The following is a 17,875-nucleotide window of genomic DNA, read 5'->3' on the forward strand; positions in this document are numbered from 1 at the left end:
GTACAGTTTACGGAATGCGGTGTGCGTAGGGGTCGGGCATGCCCGACCCGCAGGCCGACGCGGATTGAGGGCGCGGGCGAGGCGTGCCTCACCCCTAAGGAGTACAGTTTACGGAATGCGGTGTGCGTAGGGGTCGGGCATGCCCGACCCGCAGGCCGACGCGGATTGAGGGCGCGGGCGAGGCGTGCCTCACCCCCACTGAGTACAGTTTACGGAATGCGGTGTGCGTAGGGGTCGGGCATGCCAGACCCGCAGGCTAACGGGTTAAGGCATCTTCACCGAACGTAACACCACAAATTTCTGGTTGCTTGCCACGGTGGTGCAGTTACCAAATAGCTTTTTCATTTTGTGGTAATTGTCGAGATGACGGTTACCGACAATACGCAGTTCGCCGCCATCTTGCAGGCAACGGCGTGCATCACGCAGCATCTGCCAGGCAATATGGTCGGTGACCGCACTCTGCTGGTGGAACGGCGGGTTACACAGCACCGCATGCAGGCGGTCTGACGGATAGCCCGCCAGCGAATTGTTAACGTGGAACGTCGTGCGATCCCGATCCTGCGGAGAGTTCACTTCAATGTTCATCCGGCTGGAAGCGACCGCCATATAGGATTCATCAATGAAATGGACCTGCGCCAGCGGGTTCTGTTGTAACGCCATCAGGCCAATGACACCATTGCCACAGCCCAGGTCGGCAATCTCACCTTCCAGATCGGAGGGCAGATGCTGTAAGAAGAAGCGCGCCCCCACATCCAGCCCGCCACGGGAAAAGACGTTGGCATGGTTGTGGATCTCGTAGGGCGTACCGTCCAGCGACCAGGTGGTAATCACATCGCTTTCTTTCAGCTCCGGCGCGCTAAAAGTACCGAAGATCAGGCGTGCTTTTTTACGTGCCAGCGAGGTGGTGGTGGGGCCCAGCACCTTTTCAAACAGCTGCAACGTCGAGGTATGGATATCTTTCGCTTTACCGGCGGCAATAATCTGGGTTTCCGGGGTCACGACCTCACGCAACGCACGCAGCTGGTATTCCAGCAGGGCGAGGGTTTTCGGGACTTTAATCAGAACACGCGCCGGGGCCGCAGGAAGCGGGCTCAAACTGTCGAGCAGCTGTACATCGGCTTCATCGAGGTGATTCAGCGCCAGATTCTGGCGTGTCGCCTGCTGGTTCAGCCAGGAGTCGCTGATGCTGTAAACCCCCTCACCCGCCAGCGCACAGGCCAGCGCGCCAAAGGTGTCATTGAAGATCAGCGTTGGGCCGCTGACCGGGGCATCGCCCAGATGCTGCAACACATATTCGTCGGCCGCATCCCAGGCCTGCAACGGGCTTTCTTCGCGCATTTGGGGAAAACGATGCAGCGTCAGCATGCGGTTGCTTAGTTCGAGTTGGCTCATGGGATCACCTTAGTGGTAAAATTCCCGCGTTTTATCCCCTAAAACGGGCGCACAGTAAACGTTTTTCTTCACCGGAGTCCGCATGTCGTCGCTTATTTATCTTCAAGGTTACCCTGAATCGCTGCTGTCACAGGTCCGCACGCTGATTGAGCAACAGCGCCTGTCAGAGGTGCTGAACCAGCGTTATCCCTCTACGCACAGCATCACCAGCGACAAAGCGCTCTATGACTACGCACTGGATTTAAAGAACCAGTCGCTGCGCAATGCGCCGCCGCTCAACAAGGTGATTTATGACAGTAAAATTAAGGTCATGAAACATGCGCTGGGGTTACATACGGCGATATCGCGCGTGCAGGGCGGCAAGCTGAAAGCCAAAGCGGAGATCCGCGTGGCGACGATTTTTAAACAGGCCCCGGAAGCATTTCTGCGCATGATCGTGGTCCATGAGCTGGCGCATATCAAAGAGAAAGACCACAACAAGGCGTTTTACCAGCTCTGCTGCCATATGGAGCCGCAGTATCACCAGTTGGAGTTCGATACGCGCCTGTGGCTGACCGCACAGGCGCTGGAAGGACGTGAGGGGTAAACCCTCACGCGCTAGAGCGTTACCATTTCCCCGATGCGCCGCCGCCGCCGCTGCGACCGCCGCCACCGCTGAAGCCGCCATCACTGCTGTCGGAATCCCGACTGTGACTGGAGCGGGAGTCAGAACTGTCGTCAGAACGGTCGCGGCTGCCGCCACCGCCCAGCAGGGTGCCAATCAGCGATGAGATCAGCATCTGTACCATCAGGCTGCCGCCAAACAGCAGGCCGACATTATCACCGTTTACAGCCTCGATACCTGAGGACAGCAGCGTGCTGATCAACGAAATACCGGTGACAATCCCGCTGACAAAAAGCGCCCTCAGCAGCGGGTTGCGGCGCAGGAAGAAGAACGGCAGTACTATCATGCCCAGTAGCCAGAGACCGACGCTGCCGCCGGACAGGGTAATGGCGTCATTAGATACTGTCGGAGCAGGTTCAGCCAGCGGACGCGGTGGCGTTGCCGGGGCATCGCCCTCTACCGGGACGCCCAACTGGCGTGAAATACTCTGCACACCGGCAACTAATCCGGGGCCCATTTCCCCCTGTTTAAAGTGAGGAATGATGCTGCCATTGATCACCTGTGCGGCCTGCACATCGGTGAAATCCCCTTCCAGCCCGTAGCCGACCTCAATGCGCACCGTGCGGTCGGTTTTCGCCATCACCAGCAGCAGGCCGTCATCGCGCTGTTTGTCACCGAGTTTCCAGGCATCGAATACCCGCGTGGCAAACTGCTCAATGCTGTCATCCCCGGTAGTATCGACGGTCAGCACCGCAAGCTGGTGGCCGGTTTTTTTCTCCAGCGCCACTATCTGAGTCGTAATCTGCTGGACATCCGTGGCGCTCAGTACGCCCGCGTCATCCGTCACGCGCTGCTGTAATGTCGGTACGGCCACTGTCGCGGCCAGACTGGTCAAGGGCAGCACCGCTAGCAGGATCAGGGTGAAAAATCGCATGGTGATCCCTTATTTCGCGCTGGCAGGCTGTGAGAAATCCACTTGAGGGGCGGTGGAAATCTGCGCCACGTTTTCCGGCTGGAAATTTTCTTTACGCTGGTAGCCCATCGCTTTGGCGGTCAGCGACCCCGGGAACTGGCGGATCATCAGGTTGTAGTCCTGCACCGCACGGACATAGCGCTGGCGCGCCACGGCAATACGGTTTTCCGTACCTTCCAGCTGCACCATCAGGTTGTTAAACATCTGATCCGCTTTCAAATCAGGATAGCGTTCGCTGATCACCAGCAGGCGCGACATTGCGCTACTCAGCTCTGACTGCGACTGCTGGAAAGCCTGCATGGTCTGCGCATCTTCCGGGGCATTTTGTACCTGGGTCAGGCTGCCGATTTTCGCGCGGGCGTCGGCGATGCTTTTAAACACCTCGGCTTCATGGCTGGCGCTGGCTTTTGCCGTTGCCACCAGATTCGGGATCAGGTCGGCACGGCGTTGATACTGGTTCAACACTTCTGACCATTCAGTGGAGACGGCTTCGTCGCGCTGCTGGATTTGGTTATAGTCGCAGCCGGAAAGCCAGAACATCACAGGCAGCAACAGCAGCCAGCGAAAACGTGCAGGGAATGACATGATTTCGTCCTTAAAATAAAGAAAGGGGCAAGGTGAGCATTATACAGGCACCGCCCGATAGTGCTGTTTTACTTATATAAAATCTTTCGCCTGCTGGATCAAACTGGTTTTGGTCAGCGCACCCAGATATTTCCGTTCCAGCGGATTATTCAGCACTGGCAGGCGTTCCAGCGTGACGCGCGCGAACGCTTCCCAGCCTTCTTTGATGGTCTGGTTCTCGTAAACCGTGGGGAATTGGGTGTCGACCACACAGCTGACTGGGGAGGTCAGGGTGATCTCTTTATCCAGTACCTTATGCGAGATATCGTGGATCGATACCGCGCCGATAAACTCCCCTTGCTCGCCAATCACATACACAAAACGTTCGCGCTTGAGTGAGCTGACCGCCAGCGCTTTACCGACAGAATCCTGTGGCGTCAGCGCCGCGCCGGAGACGATAAACTGCGAAATAATGCCGTTATCAAAATCAAACTTGGCGTCAGAGCGGCTGAAGTGGCGGGTCATCACCGAGTAGGTGCTGCTGGAGTGCAGACGGTAGACGGTCATGGAAGCCAGTACGCTGGCGATCATTGCCGGGAACAGCAGGCTGCTGTTGAGCGTCATCTCCAGCACCATCAGCATCGCCATGAGCGGCGCCTGACTGACGGACGCCAGCACCGCGCCCATCCCCACGGCGGCAAACACTTCGGCATTGCCAACCGGTAATCCGGCGGCGGCGGCCAGCAACGCCACCATTTCCCCCATCAGTGCACCAATCAACAGCGCCGGAGTAAACAGGCCGCCCACAGCATTGGAACCGACGGAGATCGCCGTGGCCAGCATCTTTAGCAGCAGCAGCGCCAGCAGCATCGGCAGCAGGAAATCCCCCGCCATAATGCGCACAATCACTTCATAGCCGTTACCGAGGATCTGGGTGCTGCCAATCGCCAGCGCGCCCACCAGCAGTCCGCCAAGGCCGAGGCGCAGCGGCAGGCTGCGAATGGGCGCGAAGCAGCGCTTACTCTGACCAATCAACCACAGCATGCCCCAGCCCAGCAAACCCGCCAGCAACCCGATGGCCACGGTCAGCGCAATACTGCCGGGCGTCAGATCAAACTGGCTGTGGGAAAACGGGTACATTGCCGAACGGTGCCCGAGGGACCACATGGTCAGCACCGCCACGCCGGACGCGATAATCAGGGGGATCAGACGCTGCATGGCAGAGATACCGAAAGCGATTTCCGCGACAAAAATCGCCGATGCCAGCGGCGCATGGTACACCGAGGCCAGCCCGGCGGCAGCTGCCATCGCCACCACGTCACTGTTTTTCAGCGGCAGCGATTTGAACCACCAGCGCCCCATCAGGCTGCCTGCCAGCGCAGACAGCTGCACCATCGGCCCTTCACGCCCGATAGACGCGCCGCTGCTGATACTCGCCAGCGATGACAGCCCGCGAAACAGCGAGGTGCGCGTGGGGACCGCATCCAGCTGGGCGTTAATCACTTCCAGATAATCGGTACGCACCGTCTGCTTTTGCTCAATGGCGGTGGCATAACGCAGCAGGAAACCGGCAATCAGGCCACCCGCCCCGACGATCAGCGGCCAACAGTACCAGGGGTAAACACGCATCGCCTGGGTAATATCGGTTTGTCCGTTAAACACCAGCCCATCAATCAGGTTAATGGCCTCACGAAAACCCAGCGTCACCAGCGATGCCACCAGCCCAACCGGGATCGCGACCAGAATGCTGGTCCAGTTAAGTGCATGTTTACTTTGCGGGCTGCGAACGCTCATCGGGTTCCCTCGTGATGATTTTCCCTATCGTGCGAGAGGCGGGCTGAAAAATCAAATATCCCGCATCAGGCATTGCCCTGCCAGCCTGACATGATAATCTGCTTTTTCCGCTAATCAGCCGAACAGGAACACTATGATTCGCTTTGCCGTCGTTGGAACCAACTGGATCACCCGTCAGTTTGTCGATGCTGCTCATGAAACCGGAAAAATGAAGCTGACTGCCGTTTACTCACGATCGCTGGAGCAGGCAAAGACCTTTGCCAGTGATTATCCGGTGGAAAAGCTGTTTGATTCCCTGGAGGAGATGGCAGCATCCGATGCCATTGATGCCGTCTACATCGCCAGCCCCAACGCTCTGCACTGTCCACAGTCACTGCTGTTCCTACGCCACCGTAAGCACGTAATCTGCGAAAAGCCGCTGGCCTCGAATCTGCGCGAGGTTGAAGCCATGATCGCCTGCGCCGCTGAACATCAGGTGGTGCTGTTTGAAGCCTTTAAAACCGCCAGCGTGCCGAACTTCCTCACGCTGCAACAGGCGCTGCCGAAAGTGGGCACGCTGCGCAAAGCCTTGATCAATTACTGCCAGTACTCCTCCCGCTATCAGCGTTATCTGGATGGCGAGAATCCCAACACCTTTAATCCGGCATGGTCTAACGGCTCAATCATGGATATCGGCTATTACTGCCTCGCTACGGCGGTGAATCTGTGGGGGGAACCCGCCAACGTGATGGCCAGCGCCAGCCTGCTGGAGAGCGGCGTTGATGGTCACGGTACGGTGATCCTCAACTACGGCGATTTCGACGTGACCTTACAGCACTCAAAAATCAGCCAGTCCACGCTGCCGAGTGAAATTCAGGGTGAAGAGGGATCGCTGGTGATTGAGCAGGTGTCTGAGTGCCAGCGCGTCAGCTTTATCCCGCGCGGTGGTAAAGCGCAGGATCTGACGCAGCCGCAGCATATCAATACCATGCTGTATGAAGCGGAGGTTTTTGCCCGCCTGGTGGAGAATAATCAGTGGGATCACCCCGGACTGGAAACGTCACGCATCACCGCGAAGCTGTTGACGGAGATCCGCCGCCAGACCGGGGTGATCTTCCCGGCCGATGCCACTGTGTAAATATTTCTAAATATTACTGAAGAAGATTGACCTTCGGCGGCTGCCCGCCTATCTTTTGCAACAGCAAAGGGGAGTAACTTCTTCGTCAGTTAATCGTCAATACGACATCCACATGATGTCCGGTTACTGAGCAACCAAATGCTGGTTGTAAGTGAGACCTTGCCGGAAGGCGAGGTTTGCTTACAGCATCAATAATATTGTGGCTAATCCCTTCCGATATACCCTATAGATTTCAGGTCGCAGAAAGGCGGCAACTGAGTGAATCTCCATGAGCTTACATCAGTAAGTGACTGGAGTTCGTGAAGGCAGCCAACGCATCTGCGGCATGAAAGATGACGGGTAGTTGGCCATTTTTGTTATTGGGGCAAAAAAATGAATACTGTCGGTACGCCGTTACTCTGGGGCAGCTTCGCTGTCGTTGTCGTGATTATGCTGGCGATTGACCTGCTGTTGCAGGGCCGTCGTGGCGCACACACCATGACCATGAAACAAGCGGCCGCCTGGTCGCTGGTCTGGGTCACCCTCTCACTGTTATTTAACGCTGCCTTCTGGTGGTATCTCACCGGCACCGCCGGGCGCGAAGTCGCGGATGCGCAAGCGCTGGCCTTCCTCACCGGTTATCTGATTGAAAAAGCGCTGGCCGTCGACAACGTGTTTGTCTGGCTGATGCTGTTTAGCTATTTTGCCGTTCCGGCCGCATTGCAGCGCCGGGTGCTGATCTACGGCGTGCTGGGCGCGATTGTGCTGCGTACCATTATGATCTTTGCCGGAAGCTGGCTGGTGACCCAGTTTAGCTGGCTGCTCTATATCTTCGGCGCATTCCTGCTGTTTACCGGGATCAAAATGGCGCTGGCGAAGGAAGATGACAGCGCGATTGGCGATAAGCCGCTGGTGCGCTGGCTGCGTAGTCGTATGCGCATGACGGACAAAATCGAAGGTGAACGCTTCTTTGTGCGTAAGAATGGCGTGCTGTTTACCACACCGCTGCTGCTGGTGCTGATTATGGTTGAGCTGAGCGACGTCATCTTCGCCGTCGACAGTATTCCGGCTATTTTCGCGGTGACCACCGATCCGTTTATCGTGCTGACGTCTAACCTGTTTGCGATCCTTGGCCTGCGTGCCATGTACTTCCTGCTGGCAAACGTGGCAGAGCGTTTCACAATGCTGAAATACGGCCTGTCGGTGATCCTGGTGTTTATCGGGGTGAAGATGTTGATTGTCGACTTCTTCCATATCCCCATCGCCATTTCACTCGGCATTGTGGGCGGTATTCTGGCGCTGACGCTGATCATTAATGCCGTGGTTAACTATCGGAACGATCAGAAGACATCCTGATCGATAGCGGCAAACATCCAGGGGCCGATCGAAAAAGACGATCGGCCCTTTTTGTTGTGGATGGCATAAAAACACGCACTTTTCCCTTTCCCTGTCAGATGATTTCCTTATACTCCCCTGCGCAAACACCCCAGAAACATCGATAACGATAGCGATTTTAAAATATGCGTACAGAAAACAGTGACCGTGGGCTGGTTCAGCGCCTGCTCCAGGGCAGCCTGGTAACACAAATTATGATTGGGCTGGTGGCCGGCATTGCCCTGGCCTGGTTCTCAAAAAGCAATGCGCTGGCCGTCGGCCTGCTGGGTGAGCTGTTTGTCAGCGCACTGAAAGCCGTGGCCCCCTTGCTGGTCCTGGTACTGGTGATCGCCTCAATTGCTAACCATCAGCAGGGGCAAAAAACCAATATTCGCCCGATTGTGATGCTCTATCTGCTCAGTACCTTCTGTGCCGCCATTGTGGCGGTGGTCGCCAGCCATCTGCTGCCGCAGACGCTGACATTACAAGCCGCCAGCACCGAGATTGTGCCGCCGTCCGGGATTCTTGAAGTGCTGCGTGGCCTGCTGATGAGCATGGTCACCAACCCGATTGAAGCGCTGATGAAAGCCAACTATATCGGCATCCTGGTGTGGGCTATCGGTCTGGGCTTTGCATTCCGCCACAGCAGCGATACCACCCGTGCATTTCTCAATGATGCCTCCGATGCCGTGACGCGTCTGGTGCGTATTGTGATCCGCTTTGCGCCCATCGGGATTTTCGGCCTGGTGGGATCGATTCTCGCCTCGACCGGCTTTGATGCGCTGTGGGAATATGCCAGCCTGCTGATCCTGCTGCTGGGTTGTATGCTGCTGATGGCGCTGGTGTTTAACCCGCTGCTGGTGTGGTGGCAGATCCGCCGTAATCCGTATCCGCTGGTGTTTACCTGCCTGCGTGAAAGCGGCGTAACCGCCTTCTTTACCCGCAGCTCGGCCGCCAATATTCCGGTGAATATGGCGCTGGCGAAAAAGCTGGGTCTGGATGAAGACACTTACTCGGTGTCCATTCCGATTGGCGCCAATATCAGTATGGCGGGCGCATCGATCACCATTACCGTGCTGACGCTGGCAGCGGTGAATACGCTCGGGATCCATGTCGATGTCGGTACCGCTATTCTGTTAAGCCTGGTGGCGTCGATTTGTGCCTGCGGGGCTTCAGGTGTGGCCGGCGGTTCACTGCTGCTGATCCCGGTCGCCTGTAACATGTTCGGGATACCGAATGAAGTGGCAATGCAGGTGGTTGCTGTGGGCTTTATTATCGGTGTTTTGCAGGATTCAGCTGAAACCGCGCTGAACTCATCGGCGGATATTCTGTTTACGGCTGCGGCCTGTATGGCGGAAGATCGCCGGGTTGAGCAGAACGCGTAAATTAACCCAGGGCGAGGCGTGCCTCGCCCCTACGCTGTTCAGGTGTAGGGGTCGGACATGCCCGCCCCATCGCAAGGCGTGCCTCGCCCCTACGCTGTTCAGGTGTAGGGGCTGGCATGCCAGACCCAGCGCAAGGCGTGCCTCGCCCCTGCGCCGTTCAGATGTAGGGGTCGGCATGCCCGACCCAGCGCAAGGCGTGCCTCGCCCCTGCGCCGTTCAGATGTAGGGGTCGGGCATGCCCGACCCTGCGCAAGGCATATCCGCCCCTACGCCATTCGCCGTACCCTCCTCCCGGGATTACAACGTTACCCCGCTTTTAAAAATCGCCAGTTCCCGGAAATCATTCACTTCGTTACGCGTCTGTCGCCCGTTGGCAATCGCCACGATGGTATCGACAAACTGCGCCAGCAGTGCGGGCATCTCCACGCCGTGGATCAGCTGCCCGGCATCGAAATCAATCCAGTGTGGCTTCTTCGCCGCCAGTTCGCTGTTGGTGGCTAACTTCACCGTGGGGACAAAACCCCCGTAAGGCGTGCCGCGTCCGGTGCTGAACAACACCATATGGCAACCCGCTCCGGCCAGTGCGCTGGTCGCCACCGCATCGTTTCCCGGGGCGCTGAGCAGATTAAGCCCTGGCTGTGTCAGCCGCTGCCCGTAGTTGAGAACATCGACCACCTGGCTTTGCCCGGCCTTCTGCGTGCAGCCCAGCGACTTCTCTTCCAGTGTGGTGATCCCCCCCGCTTTGTTGCCCGGTGACGGATTTTCATAAATCGGCTGGTTGTGGGCAATAAAATAGGCTTTGAAATCGTTCACCATCTTCACGGTTTTGCTGAAGGTGGCTTCATCGCGGCAGCGGCTCATCAGAATACGTTCTGCCCCGAACATCTCCGGCACCTCCGTCAGCACCGTGGTACCACCGTTGGCGATCATCTGGTCGGAGAAACGCCCGAGCAACGGATTGGCGGTAATGCCAGACAAACCGTCCGATCCGCCGCACTCCAGCCCGAACTTCAGCTCGCTAAGGCGCCCTGGCTGACGCTGATCATAGCGCATCGCCTCGTACAGTTCATGCAGCAGCGCCAGCCCGGCTTCCACCTCATCATCCTGCTGCTGGCAAATCATAAACTTCACCCGCTGCTCGTCTGTTTCCCCCAGCGTCTCACGGAAAACATCGACCTGATTGTTTTCACAACCAAGACCGATCACCAGCACCGCCCCGGCATTGGGATGACGCACCATATTTTGCAGCATGGTGCGGGTGTTTACGTGATCCTGCCCAAGCTGCGAACAGCCGAACGGGTGGCTGAACAGGTGCACGCCGTCGATATCAGCCGCCTCTGCCGTCTCTTTCAGAAAACGTTGCAGGATCTGACGGGCAATGCCATTGACGCAGCCCACGGTCGGCAGGATCCACAGTTCATTGCGGATGCCGACTTCACCACTGCGGCGGCGATAAATCTGTACTTCACGGTCAGCAGCCTGCTCAGGGAGCGTGGCAAACTCCGGCTGATACTGGTACTCATCCAGATCGCTGAGATTAGTGCGTGCATTGTTCGAATGAATGATTTCACCGGCACTCACCGGTTGCGTGGCATGGCCGATCGGCAGGCCGTATTTCATCACCAACGCATTCGTTGCCAGCGGGTGCAGAGCAAATTTATGCCCACGCCCCACCGGTTGTTTCAGCACCAGAGCGTGTCCGGCAACGCTGACGCGCTCCCCCTCCTCCAGATCACGCAATGCCACCGCCACGTTATCCAGGCTGTGAATTTTAATGATGCTTTGCATGATTCGCCCCTTCGTTTACCTGCGCCAGTGCCGCACGCATGCCAAGCTGGAGGATCTGTTGCAGCTGTGCCGTGACGCTCGCACTCAGCCCGGCCAGCTGTGTGAGGTCCTGCCCCCAGTGCGCGGCATCACTCAGCACGTCATCCACCAGCTGGCGCAGGGGAATATCATGGCAGTCAACCTGCGGCCACAGCGTGGCAAAACGCGCTAACCAGTGCGCATCGTCCTGCAACGGATAACGCTGGCCGTTGCGTTCACCCCGGTAGTACGCCAGCAGCGCTGCCAGTGCAAAGCTCAGGCGCGGCGATGGTGCCCCGTTCTCTGCATGCTGCCACAGCAGCGCGGGCAGCAGACGGGTGCGGAACTTCGTCATGCCATTGAGGGCAATCGCGCTCAGTTGATGGCGGATAAACGGGTTACGAAAACGATTAAGGACCTCGTCTGCAAACGCATTCAGCGCTGCCTGCGGCTGCGTCAGCGTCGGGATAATTTCCTTACGCAGCGTATCATCAACAAACGCAGCCACCTCTGCATCAACCATCGCGTCACCCACCGACTCCAGCCCGGCCAGAAACGCCACCGGCACCATTGCGGTGTGTGCGCCATTGAGGATCGCCACCTTGCGCTCTTTATAAGGTTTGATGTCATCAACCAGCAGGATATTCAGCGCCAGCTGGTCAAGACACAGCGCTTGCGCCACAGAGGACGGCCCCTGGATCACCAGCTGATAGTAAACCTCCCCCGCCACCAAATACTCGTCACGATAACCGAGCTGCTCTTCCAGCTCGCTGGCATCGTCGGGGTAGCCCGTAACAATGCGGTCCACCAGCGTCGAACAAAAGGTATTGTGCTGCTCCACCCACCTCACAAACGCGGCAGGCAACTGCCAGGCCTGCGCCGTTTGCAGTACAAGGGCGCGCAGGGCGTCACCGTTATTATCGATCAACTCACAGGGCAGCATCAGCCAGCCTTTATCAGGCGCGCCGTCAAAATGCTGCCAGCGGGCCAGTAACAGGCGGGTCAGTTTGGCCGGGAAGCTGGCCGGAGGCGCGGATTCCAGCGTATCTGCCGGATCAAAATAGATCCCCGCTTCCGTGGTGTTGGAGAACACAAACCGCAGCTGCGGGTCCGTCGCCAGCGCCATAAACGCGGCAAAATCCTGCACGGGCTGGATTTCGCGATTGACGGAGCGGATCAGCCGCGGCTCGCTCACCACATCACCCTGCGTATTGAGCCCGCGGATCACCGTGGTATACAGCCCATCCTGGCTGTTAAGGCTGCGTGGGCTGCCGCTACTGAGCGGCCGCACCACCACGACGCCAGCGTCCAGGCCGGTGTGCTGGTTCAACTGATCGATCTGCCAGTCGATAAAGGCACGCAGAAAGTTACCTTCACCAAACTGGATAATCCGCTCAGGATACTGTGGCCCCGGAAAGTCGTTTCGGTTCAGCTTGCGCATCGTAGATCCTCTTACAGCTCAATCGCGAAGTAGTCGCGGGCATTGTTAAAGCAAATGTTCTGCACCATGTCGCCCAGCAGCGCGATATCGCCCGGCGCTTCGCCTTTTTCCACCCAGCGCCCGATCATCTGGCACAGCAGACGGCGGAAGTATTCATGGCGGGTATAGGAGAGGAAGCTGCGGCTGTCGGTCAGCATGCCGACGAAGCGGCTTAACAACCCCATCTGTGCCAGCTGGGTCATCTGGCGCTCCATGCCATCTTTTTGATCGTTAAACCACCACGCTGAACCAAACTGCATCTTGCCGGGTTGTCCTTCCCCCTGGAAATTCCCGGCCATCGTCGCCAGCACTTCGTTGTCGCGTGGATTCAGGCAGTAGAGGATGGTTTTTGGTAGCGCGTTGTCCCGGTTCTGCGCATCCAGCAAGCGCGACAGCGGTTCAGCCAGCGGACGGTCGTTGATCGAATCAAACCCTACGTCCGGCCCCAGCAGGAGTAACTGACGGCGGTTGTTATTGCGCAGCGCGCCTATGTGATACTGCTGCACCCAGCCACGTTTGGCATATTCCGCGCCCAGCCACACCAGCACCGCGGTTTTAAACTGCGCCACCTCGCTCTCCTGAGGCAGGATTCCCGTCAGGCGACGCGCCAGGATAGTATCCAGCGTGGCGTCATCCGCTTCGCCGTACAGCACCACGTCCAGCGCATGGTCCGACACCTTGCAGCCGTGGGCCGCAAAGTGGTCAAGCCGCACGTTCAGCGCACGCCGCAGGTCATCAAAACGGGTGATATCGACATTCGCCACCGCAGAAAGCGTTTGCAGATAGTCGACGAATCCTTCCGCTTCAATATTGAAGGCTTTATCCGGCCGCCAGCTTGGCAGCACTTTCGTAGTGAAGCTGCCCTCCACCGCCAGTGCACGATGATGACGCAGGTCGTCCACCGGATCGTCCGTGGTGCCAACCATTTTGACGTTCATCTGCTGCATGATGCCACGGGCGCTAAACGCATCCTGCGCCAGCATCTCGTTACACTGGTGCCATATCGTGTCGGCCGTGGCGGGTGACAGCAGCGTATCGGTGATGCCAAACGGACGGCGCAGTTCAAGGTGCGTCCAGTGGTACAGAGGGTTACCGATGGTATCCGGCACCGTCCGCGCCCAGGCATCAAATTTTGCACGATCGCTGGCATCGCCGGTACAAAGCGCTTCCGGCACGCCGTTGGCACGCATCGCCCGCCACTTGTAGTGATCGCCTTTCAGCCAGATGTCATACAGATTGTTAAAACGGTAGTTTTCGGCTATCTGCTGCGGAGGCAGATGGCAGTGATAATCGAAGATGGGCTGGTCGGCAGCGTAATCATGGTAAAGCCTGCGGGCAAACTCACTGTCCAGTAAAAAGTCTTCACTCATAAAGCGTGACATACGGTCTCTCCTGCATCGTCTCAATGCCAACAAAGTTATCATACCAATTGTGATTAGCGCTGGAATAATAGTGATAACCCGATCACAAAAACACCACTATTTATGGGTGAATTATCCTCTCACTCACGTCATTAAGCGCTATCCATCTGTCTTTAAAGCCCTTTTATTATCCCCCATTGCAAAAATGGTTTTTGTGATGGCTCTCAACTTTTAAATCTGTATGACAAGTTATCGTGGCGGCGGTTGAGATTAAGCAGGCAAGGTTATCGTTTGAAGACAGGGCGGGTGAGTCACTATCAAGCCGTTCCGCCGAGACAAGGTGCCCGTCCGTGACGAGGCATCAATAATAATGACGGGAAGAGGTTTTAAATGCGTAAAATTAAAGGGTTACGCTGGTACATGATCGGTCTGGTGACCGTTGGTACCATACTGGGTTACCTGACGCGTAATGCTATTGCAGTTGCCGCCCCCACGCTGGAAACAGAGCTGCATATCACCACGCAGCAGTATTCCTACATCGTGGCGGCCTATTCGGCCTGTTACACCATTATGCAGCCCGTAGCAGGCTACATTCTGGATGTGCTGGGCACCAAAATCGGCTATGCCATGTTTGCCATTCTCTGGGCGATATTCTGTGCCGCGACCGCGCTGGCGGGAAGCTGGGGCGGGCTGGCGATTGCTCGTGGTGCAGTGGGTGCCGCTGAAGCAGCAATGATCCCGGCAGGACTCAAGGCCAGTAGCGAGTGGTTCCCGGCCAAAGAACGCTCGATAGCCGTAGGGTATTTCAATGTGGGGTCGTCGATCGGGGCCATGCTGGCGCCACCGTTGGTGGTGTGGGCGATTGTCGCACACAGCTGGCAGATGGCTTTTATTATCACCGGCATCCTGAGCATGATCTGGGCGCTGTGCTGGCTGGTGTTCTACAAACATCCTAAGGATCAGAAAAAACTCGATCCTGAAGAACGCGAATACATTCTTTCCGGGCAGGAAGCTCAACACCAGACGAATAACGGCAAGAAAATGTCGGCCTGGCAGATCGTCCGCAACCGCCAGTTCTGGGGGATCGCCCTACCGCGCTTTCTGGCGGAGCCCGCCTGGGGCACGTTTAACGCCTGGATCCCGCTGTTTATGTTTAAGGCCTATGGCTTCAATCTGAAAGAGATTGCGATGTTCGCCTGGATGCCGATGCTGTTTGCCGATCTCGGCTGTATTGTCGGCGGCTATCTGCCCCCGTTCTTCCAGCGCGTGTTTGGCGTAAACCTGATTGTCTCCCGCAAGATGGTGGTGACCATGGGTGCCGTACTGATGATTGGCCCCGGCACCATTGGCCTGTTTACCAGCCCGTATGCAGCGATCGCTCTGCTGTGCGTGGGCGGGTTTGCCCATCAGGCACTGTCCGGCTCTCTGATCACCCTCTCTTCTGACGTTTTCGGCCGTAATGAAGTGGCAACCGCCAACGGCCTGACCGGGATGGCGGCCTGGACAGCCAGTACTATGTTTGCACTGGTGGTTGGGGCGCTGGCCGATACCATGGGCTTCAGCCCACTGTTTGCCGCACTGGCGGTGTTTGATTTGTTAGGCGCGGTGGCTATCTGGACCCTGCTGAAAAACAAACCGATTTCTGAGCTTGAGCAGGAGAAAAAGGAAAAAATGATGGGGGTAGTGACGCAGCATTAGGGGTAATGCTACCTGTGACAGGACGGGCGGACCGTAAAAGAGGGGCCGCCCGGCCAGGCACCGAATAGCGCACGGACTCGACTTTCTTTTCAGTCGACCCGTTACAGGTAAAAGTGGTATAACAAATTCCATTCTCAGAGTGTGCTCAACGGGAGTCTGGAGCATGGAATTAACAGAATCGCGCCGCCTTTATCAACAACTTGCTGCCGAGCTGAAGCGCCGCCTTGAGCAGGATATTTATCAGGTGGGTGATAAGCTGCCCGCGGAACGCTTTATCGCCGAAGAGATGGGCGTCAGCCGCACCGTGGTGCGTGAAGCCATCATCATGCTGGAGGTGGAAGGTTACGTCGAAGTGCGTAAAGGTTCCGGCATTCACGTTATCTCTCAGCGCCAGCAGAACCGCGTTACCACCAGCAGCCAGTTAGAATTCGCCAATTTTGGTCCGTTTGAACTGTTGCAGGCCCGCCAGTTAATTGAAAGCAATGTTGCCGAGTTCGCCGCCACCCAGGTGACACGCCAGGATATCCTGCAATTAATGGAAATCCAGACGCAGGCGCGCAAAGAAGACCGCTTCCGCGATTCCGAGTGGGACATGAAATTCCACGTACAGATCGCACTGTCGACGCAGAACAGCGCACTGGCGGCGATAGTGGAAAAAATGTGGTTGCACCGACTGCATAACCCTTACTGGCTCAAACTGCATGAACATATCGACGATAAATCGATTGAGAGCTGGTGTGAAGACCATGACACCATTCTTAAAGCCCTGATGCGTAAAGATCCGGCCGCCAGCAAACTGGCCATGTGGCAGCATCTTGAAAACACCAAACAGATGTTGTTCCACGCCACAACCGATGACTTTGAATTCAACGTTGACCGCTATATGTTTGCGGAAAATCCTGTCGTGATGCCAGATACCGTCTCGAACGACGAAAAATAGCACTCTTCATTCAGGCTGAAGGAACTCATTGAGTCAAAATACGGTCAATAGTGTCAGCCTGTGTAAAACTCCTTTCAGACAGCCTGTTCCAACGGTAAAACATCGTTGGACTTGTGTTTCTTCCTGTCCAGGCTAACGTAATTTTGTTACAATTGTTTGCTTATTTTTATCCTTCCTGCGTGGGTAAGAACAAGCTGTGATATTCACCCGCGAAGCTGTTCAGCCGCTCGTTAACTGGCTAAAACGCACCGATAAAACAATCAATTAAGTGTGCAAAAAACCGTGAAACGAGCCAACTATGACGTTCAGGACGACTAATGGATATTTTCAAATCCCTGGTGCACGCCCTCTGGCAGCAAGATTACGCCACCCTGGCGGATCCCACGCTGGTATGGGCCATCTATTTTATCTTGTTTATGATTTTGTTCCTGGAAAACGGCCTGCTTCCCGCCGCCTTTCTGCCCGGCGACAGCCTGCTGATTCTGGTCGGCGTGCTGATTGCTAAAGGGACAATGAATTTCGCGCTGACCGTTTGTGTACTGACCACCGCCGCCAGCCTTGGCTGCTGGGTCAGCTACATCCAGGGACGATGGCTGGGTAATACGGTCACCGTGCAGAAATGGCTGTCGCATTTGCCCGCGCAGTATCACCAGCGCGCCCACCAGATGTTTCACCGCCACGGACTTTCCGCGCTGTTGGTTGGTCGCTTTATTGCCTTTGTCCGCACGCTACTGCCCACTATTGCGGGGCTTTCCGGCCTGAGCAATGCCCGTTTCCAGTTTTTTAACTGGATGAGCGCACTGCTTTGGGTGCTGATTCTGACCGTCATCGGTTACGCACTGGGTAAAACCCCTATTTTCCTCAAATACGAAGATCAGATGATGTTTTGTCTGATGCTACTGCCCCTGGTATTACTGGTATTCGGCCTGTTTGGCTCGCTGTATGTTCTGTGGCGAAAAAAACAGTCGACGAATGAGAAAGGAAACTCATGATGCCTGGATTTATGAAGTTATCCACGCGCACGTTGCGGCTTATTCCTCTGGTCGCACTGGCCACCCTTGCGCTGCTGGCGCTGGCATTTATGCCCGCTTTGTTCCGCAGTGAAAGTGCCTTACAAATCCGCGCTTCTCGCCAGGGGATCAGCCTGCCCGATGGGTTTTACGTCTACCAGACGCTGAGCGCTCAGGGAATACATATTAAAAGTATTACGCCGGAGCAAAATTCTCTGGTGATAAAATTTGACTCATTAGAGCAAAGTGATGCGGCCGAAAAAGTGCTGCGCAAGCTGCTGCCTCATGGCTTTGATATTGCGCGCCAGGAAAACCACGGCGCATCAAACTGGATAAACCGCATCAGCCTTAGCCCTCAGTCTGTTGGCTAACAGTGATTTGCCAGCCCTTCCTTAAGG

At 56.4% G+C, this 17,875-nt stretch carries 15 protein-coding genes; 8 read left to right on the forward strand and 7 right to left on the reverse strand.

Going from position 1 to position 17,875, the window contains the following annotated elements:
• Positions 1 to 264: 264 nt before the first annotated feature.
• A complete protein-coding gene (rlmG, locus tag FY046_RS21420; protein ID WP_171149270.1) occupies positions 265 to 1,392 on the reverse strand; it encodes a 23S rRNA (guanine(1835)-N(2))-methyltransferase RlmG in 1,128 nt (375 codons plus the stop codon).
• A gap of 82 nt (positions 1,393 to 1,474) precedes the next feature.
• On the opposite strand from rlmG, the gene FY046_RS21425 reads away from it, so the two are divergent.
• Positions 1,475 to 1,978, forward strand: coding sequence for a M48 metallopeptidase family protein (locus FY046_RS21425; protein ID WP_200641806.1), 504 nt, complete (start codon positions 1,475 to 1,477; stop codon positions 1,976 to 1,978).
• Between the two features lie 19 nt (positions 1,979 to 1,997).
• Here the strand turns inward: FY046_RS21425 and FY046_RS21430 are convergent, their stop codons facing one another.
• The 3 genes from FY046_RS21430 to FY046_RS21440 all read right to left on the reverse strand — a co-directional run bounded on the left by FY046_RS21430 (position 1,998) and on the right by FY046_RS21440 (position 5,327).
• Positions 1,998 to 2,930, reverse strand: a complete 933-nt coding sequence (locus FY046_RS21430; RefSeq protein ID WP_159336819.1) for a TPM domain-containing protein — start codon at positions 2,928 to 2,930, stop codon at positions 1,998 to 2,000.
• Positions 2,931 to 2,939: 9 nt separating this feature from the next.
• Positions 2,940 to 3,554 carry a LemA family protein gene (locus FY046_RS21435; protein WP_133842488.1) on the reverse strand — a complete coding sequence of 205 codons (615 nt, stop codon included), beginning with the start codon at positions 3,552 to 3,554 and terminating at the stop codon, positions 2,940 to 2,942.
• 72 nt (positions 3,555 to 3,626) lie between these two features.
• On the reverse strand, positions 3,627 to 5,327 hold the full coding sequence (locus FY046_RS21440; protein WP_133842489.1) for a chloride channel protein: 1,701 nt from the start codon (positions 5,325 to 5,327) through the stop codon (positions 3,627 to 3,629).
• 133 nt (positions 5,328 to 5,460) lie between these two features.
• Here FY046_RS21440 and FY046_RS21445 point away from each other — a divergent pair, with 133 nt between their 5' ends.
• The 3 genes from FY046_RS21445 (at position 5,461) to sstT (ending at position 9,182) form a co-directional block, all read left to right on the forward strand.
• On the forward strand, positions 5,461 to 6,444 hold the full coding sequence (locus FY046_RS21445; protein WP_133842490.1) for a Gfo/Idh/MocA family protein: 984 nt from the start codon (positions 5,461 to 5,463) through the stop codon (positions 6,442 to 6,444).
• A gap of 372 nt (positions 6,445 to 6,816) precedes the next feature.
• Complete coding sequence (locus FY046_RS21450; protein WP_446186467.1) at positions 6,817 to 7,779, forward strand: TerC family protein; 963 nt, start codon at positions 6,817 to 6,819, stop codon at positions 7,777 to 7,779.
• A gap of 164 nt (positions 7,780 to 7,943) precedes the next feature.
• Positions 7,944 to 9,182, forward strand: coding sequence for a serine/threonine transporter SstT (gene sstT / locus FY046_RS21455; RefSeq protein WP_133842492.1), 1,239 nt, complete (start codon positions 7,944 to 7,946; stop codon positions 9,180 to 9,182).
• Between the two features lie 297 nt (positions 9,183 to 9,479).
• On the opposite strand, the gene FY046_RS21460 is transcribed toward sstT, so the two are convergent.
• Genes FY046_RS21460 through uxaC form a run of 3 tightly spaced genes read right to left on the reverse strand, consistent with a single transcriptional unit; the run spans position 9,480 to position 13,850 of the window.
• The gene (locus tag FY046_RS21460) at positions 9,480 to 10,970 is read right to left on the reverse strand and encodes a UxaA family hydrolase (protein ID WP_133842493.1); all 1,491 of its coding nucleotides are present in this window, start codon (positions 10,968 to 10,970) and stop codon (positions 9,480 to 9,482) included.
• On the reverse strand, positions 10,954 to 12,429 hold the full coding sequence (locus tag FY046_RS21465) for a tagaturonate reductase (RefSeq protein WP_446186468.1): 1,476 nt from the start codon (positions 12,427 to 12,429) through the stop codon (positions 10,954 to 10,956). Before FY046_RS21465 ends, FY046_RS21460 begins: the two co-directional genes overlap by 17 nt.
• An 11-nt stretch (positions 12,430 to 12,440) precedes the next feature.
• The gene (gene uxaC / locus FY046_RS21470; protein WP_159336815.1) at positions 12,441 to 13,850 is read right to left on the reverse strand and encodes a glucuronate isomerase; all 1,410 of its coding nucleotides are present in this window, start codon (positions 13,848 to 13,850) and stop codon (positions 12,441 to 12,443) included.
• Between the two features lie 369 nt (positions 13,851 to 14,219).
• Here uxaC and FY046_RS21475 point away from each other — a divergent pair, with 369 nt between their 5' ends.
• The 4 genes from FY046_RS21475 (at position 14,220) to mzrA (ending at position 17,848) form a co-directional block, all read left to right on the forward strand.
• The gene (locus FY046_RS21475; protein WP_167864334.1) at positions 14,220 to 15,527 is read left to right on the forward strand and encodes an MFS transporter; all 1,308 of its coding nucleotides are present in this window, start codon (positions 14,220 to 14,222) and stop codon (positions 15,525 to 15,527) included.
• Positions 15,528 to 15,690: 163 nt separating this feature from the next.
• On the forward strand, positions 15,691 to 16,467 hold the full coding sequence (exuR, locus tag FY046_RS21480) for a transcriptional regulator ExuR (RefSeq protein ID WP_133842497.1): 777 nt from the start codon (positions 15,691 to 15,693) through the stop codon (positions 16,465 to 16,467).
• A gap of 317 nt (positions 16,468 to 16,784) precedes the next feature.
• On the forward strand, positions 16,785 to 17,459 hold the full coding sequence (locus FY046_RS21485) for a DedA family protein (protein ID WP_133842498.1): 675 nt from the start codon (positions 16,785 to 16,787) through the stop codon (positions 17,457 to 17,459).
• Positions 17,459 to 17,848, forward strand: coding sequence for an EnvZ/OmpR regulon moderator MzrA (gene mzrA / locus FY046_RS21490; protein WP_133842740.1), 390 nt, complete (start codon positions 17,459 to 17,461; stop codon positions 17,846 to 17,848). The genes FY046_RS21485 and mzrA overlap by 1 nt, the downstream gene beginning before the upstream one ends.
• Positions 17,849 to 17,875: the final 27 nt, after the last annotated feature.

Source organism: Erwinia sp. 1181_3 (genome assembly GCF_052824965.1).

Bases quoted from the DNA above. Each gene is read 5' to 3' on its own strand.
- FY046_RS21445 (WP_133842490.1), top strand. From the start codon at position 5,461: ATGATTCGCTTTGCCGTCGTTGGAACCAACTGGATCACCCGTCAGTTT.
- FY046_RS21485 (WP_133842498.1), top strand. From the start codon at position 16,785: ATGGATATTTTCAAATCCCTGGTGCACGCCCTCTGGCAGCAAGATTAC.
- FY046_RS21460 (WP_133842493.1), bottom strand. From the start codon at position 10,970: ATGCAAAGCATCATTAAAATTCACAGCCTGGATAACGTGGCGGTGGCA.
- uxaC (WP_159336815.1), bottom strand. From the start codon at position 13,850: ATGTCACGCTTTATGAGTGAAGACTTTTTACTGGACAGTGAGTTTGCC.
- FY046_RS21475 (WP_167864334.1), top strand. From the start codon at position 14,220: ATGCGTAAAATTAAAGGGTTACGCTGGTACATGATCGGTCTGGTGACC.
- FY046_RS21450 (WP_446186467.1), top strand. From the start codon at position 6,817: ATGAATACTGTCGGTACGCCGTTACTCTGGGGCAGCTTCGCTGTCGTT.
- FY046_RS21425 (WP_200641806.1), top strand. From the start codon at position 1,475: ATGTCGTCGCTTATTTATCTTCAAGGTTACCCTGAATCGCTGCTGTCA.
- exuR (WP_133842497.1), top strand. From the start codon at position 15,691: ATGGAATTAACAGAATCGCGCCGCCTTTATCAACAACTTGCTGCCGAG.
- FY046_RS21430 (WP_159336819.1), bottom strand. From the start codon at position 2,930: ATGCGATTTTTCACCCTGATCCTGCTAGCGGTGCTGCCCTTGACCAGT.
- sstT (WP_133842492.1), top strand. From the start codon at position 7,944: ATGCGTACAGAAAACAGTGACCGTGGGCTGGTTCAGCGCCTGCTCCAG.
- FY046_RS21465 (WP_446186468.1), bottom strand. From the start codon at position 12,429: ATGCGCAAGCTGAACCGAAACGACTTTCCGGGGCCACAGTATCCTGAG.
- rlmG (WP_171149270.1), bottom strand. From the start codon at position 1,392: ATGAGCCAACTCGAACTAAGCAACCGCATGCTGACGCTGCATCGTTTT.
- mzrA (WP_133842740.1), top strand. From the start codon at position 17,459: ATGCCTGGATTTATGAAGTTATCCACGCGCACGTTGCGGCTTATTCCT.
- FY046_RS21440 (WP_133842489.1), bottom strand. From the start codon at position 5,327: ATGAGCGTTCGCAGCCCGCAAAGTAAACATGCACTTAACTGGACCAGC.
- FY046_RS21435 (WP_133842488.1), bottom strand. From the start codon at position 3,554: ATGTCATTCCCTGCACGTTTTCGCTGGCTGCTGTTGCTGCCTGTGATG.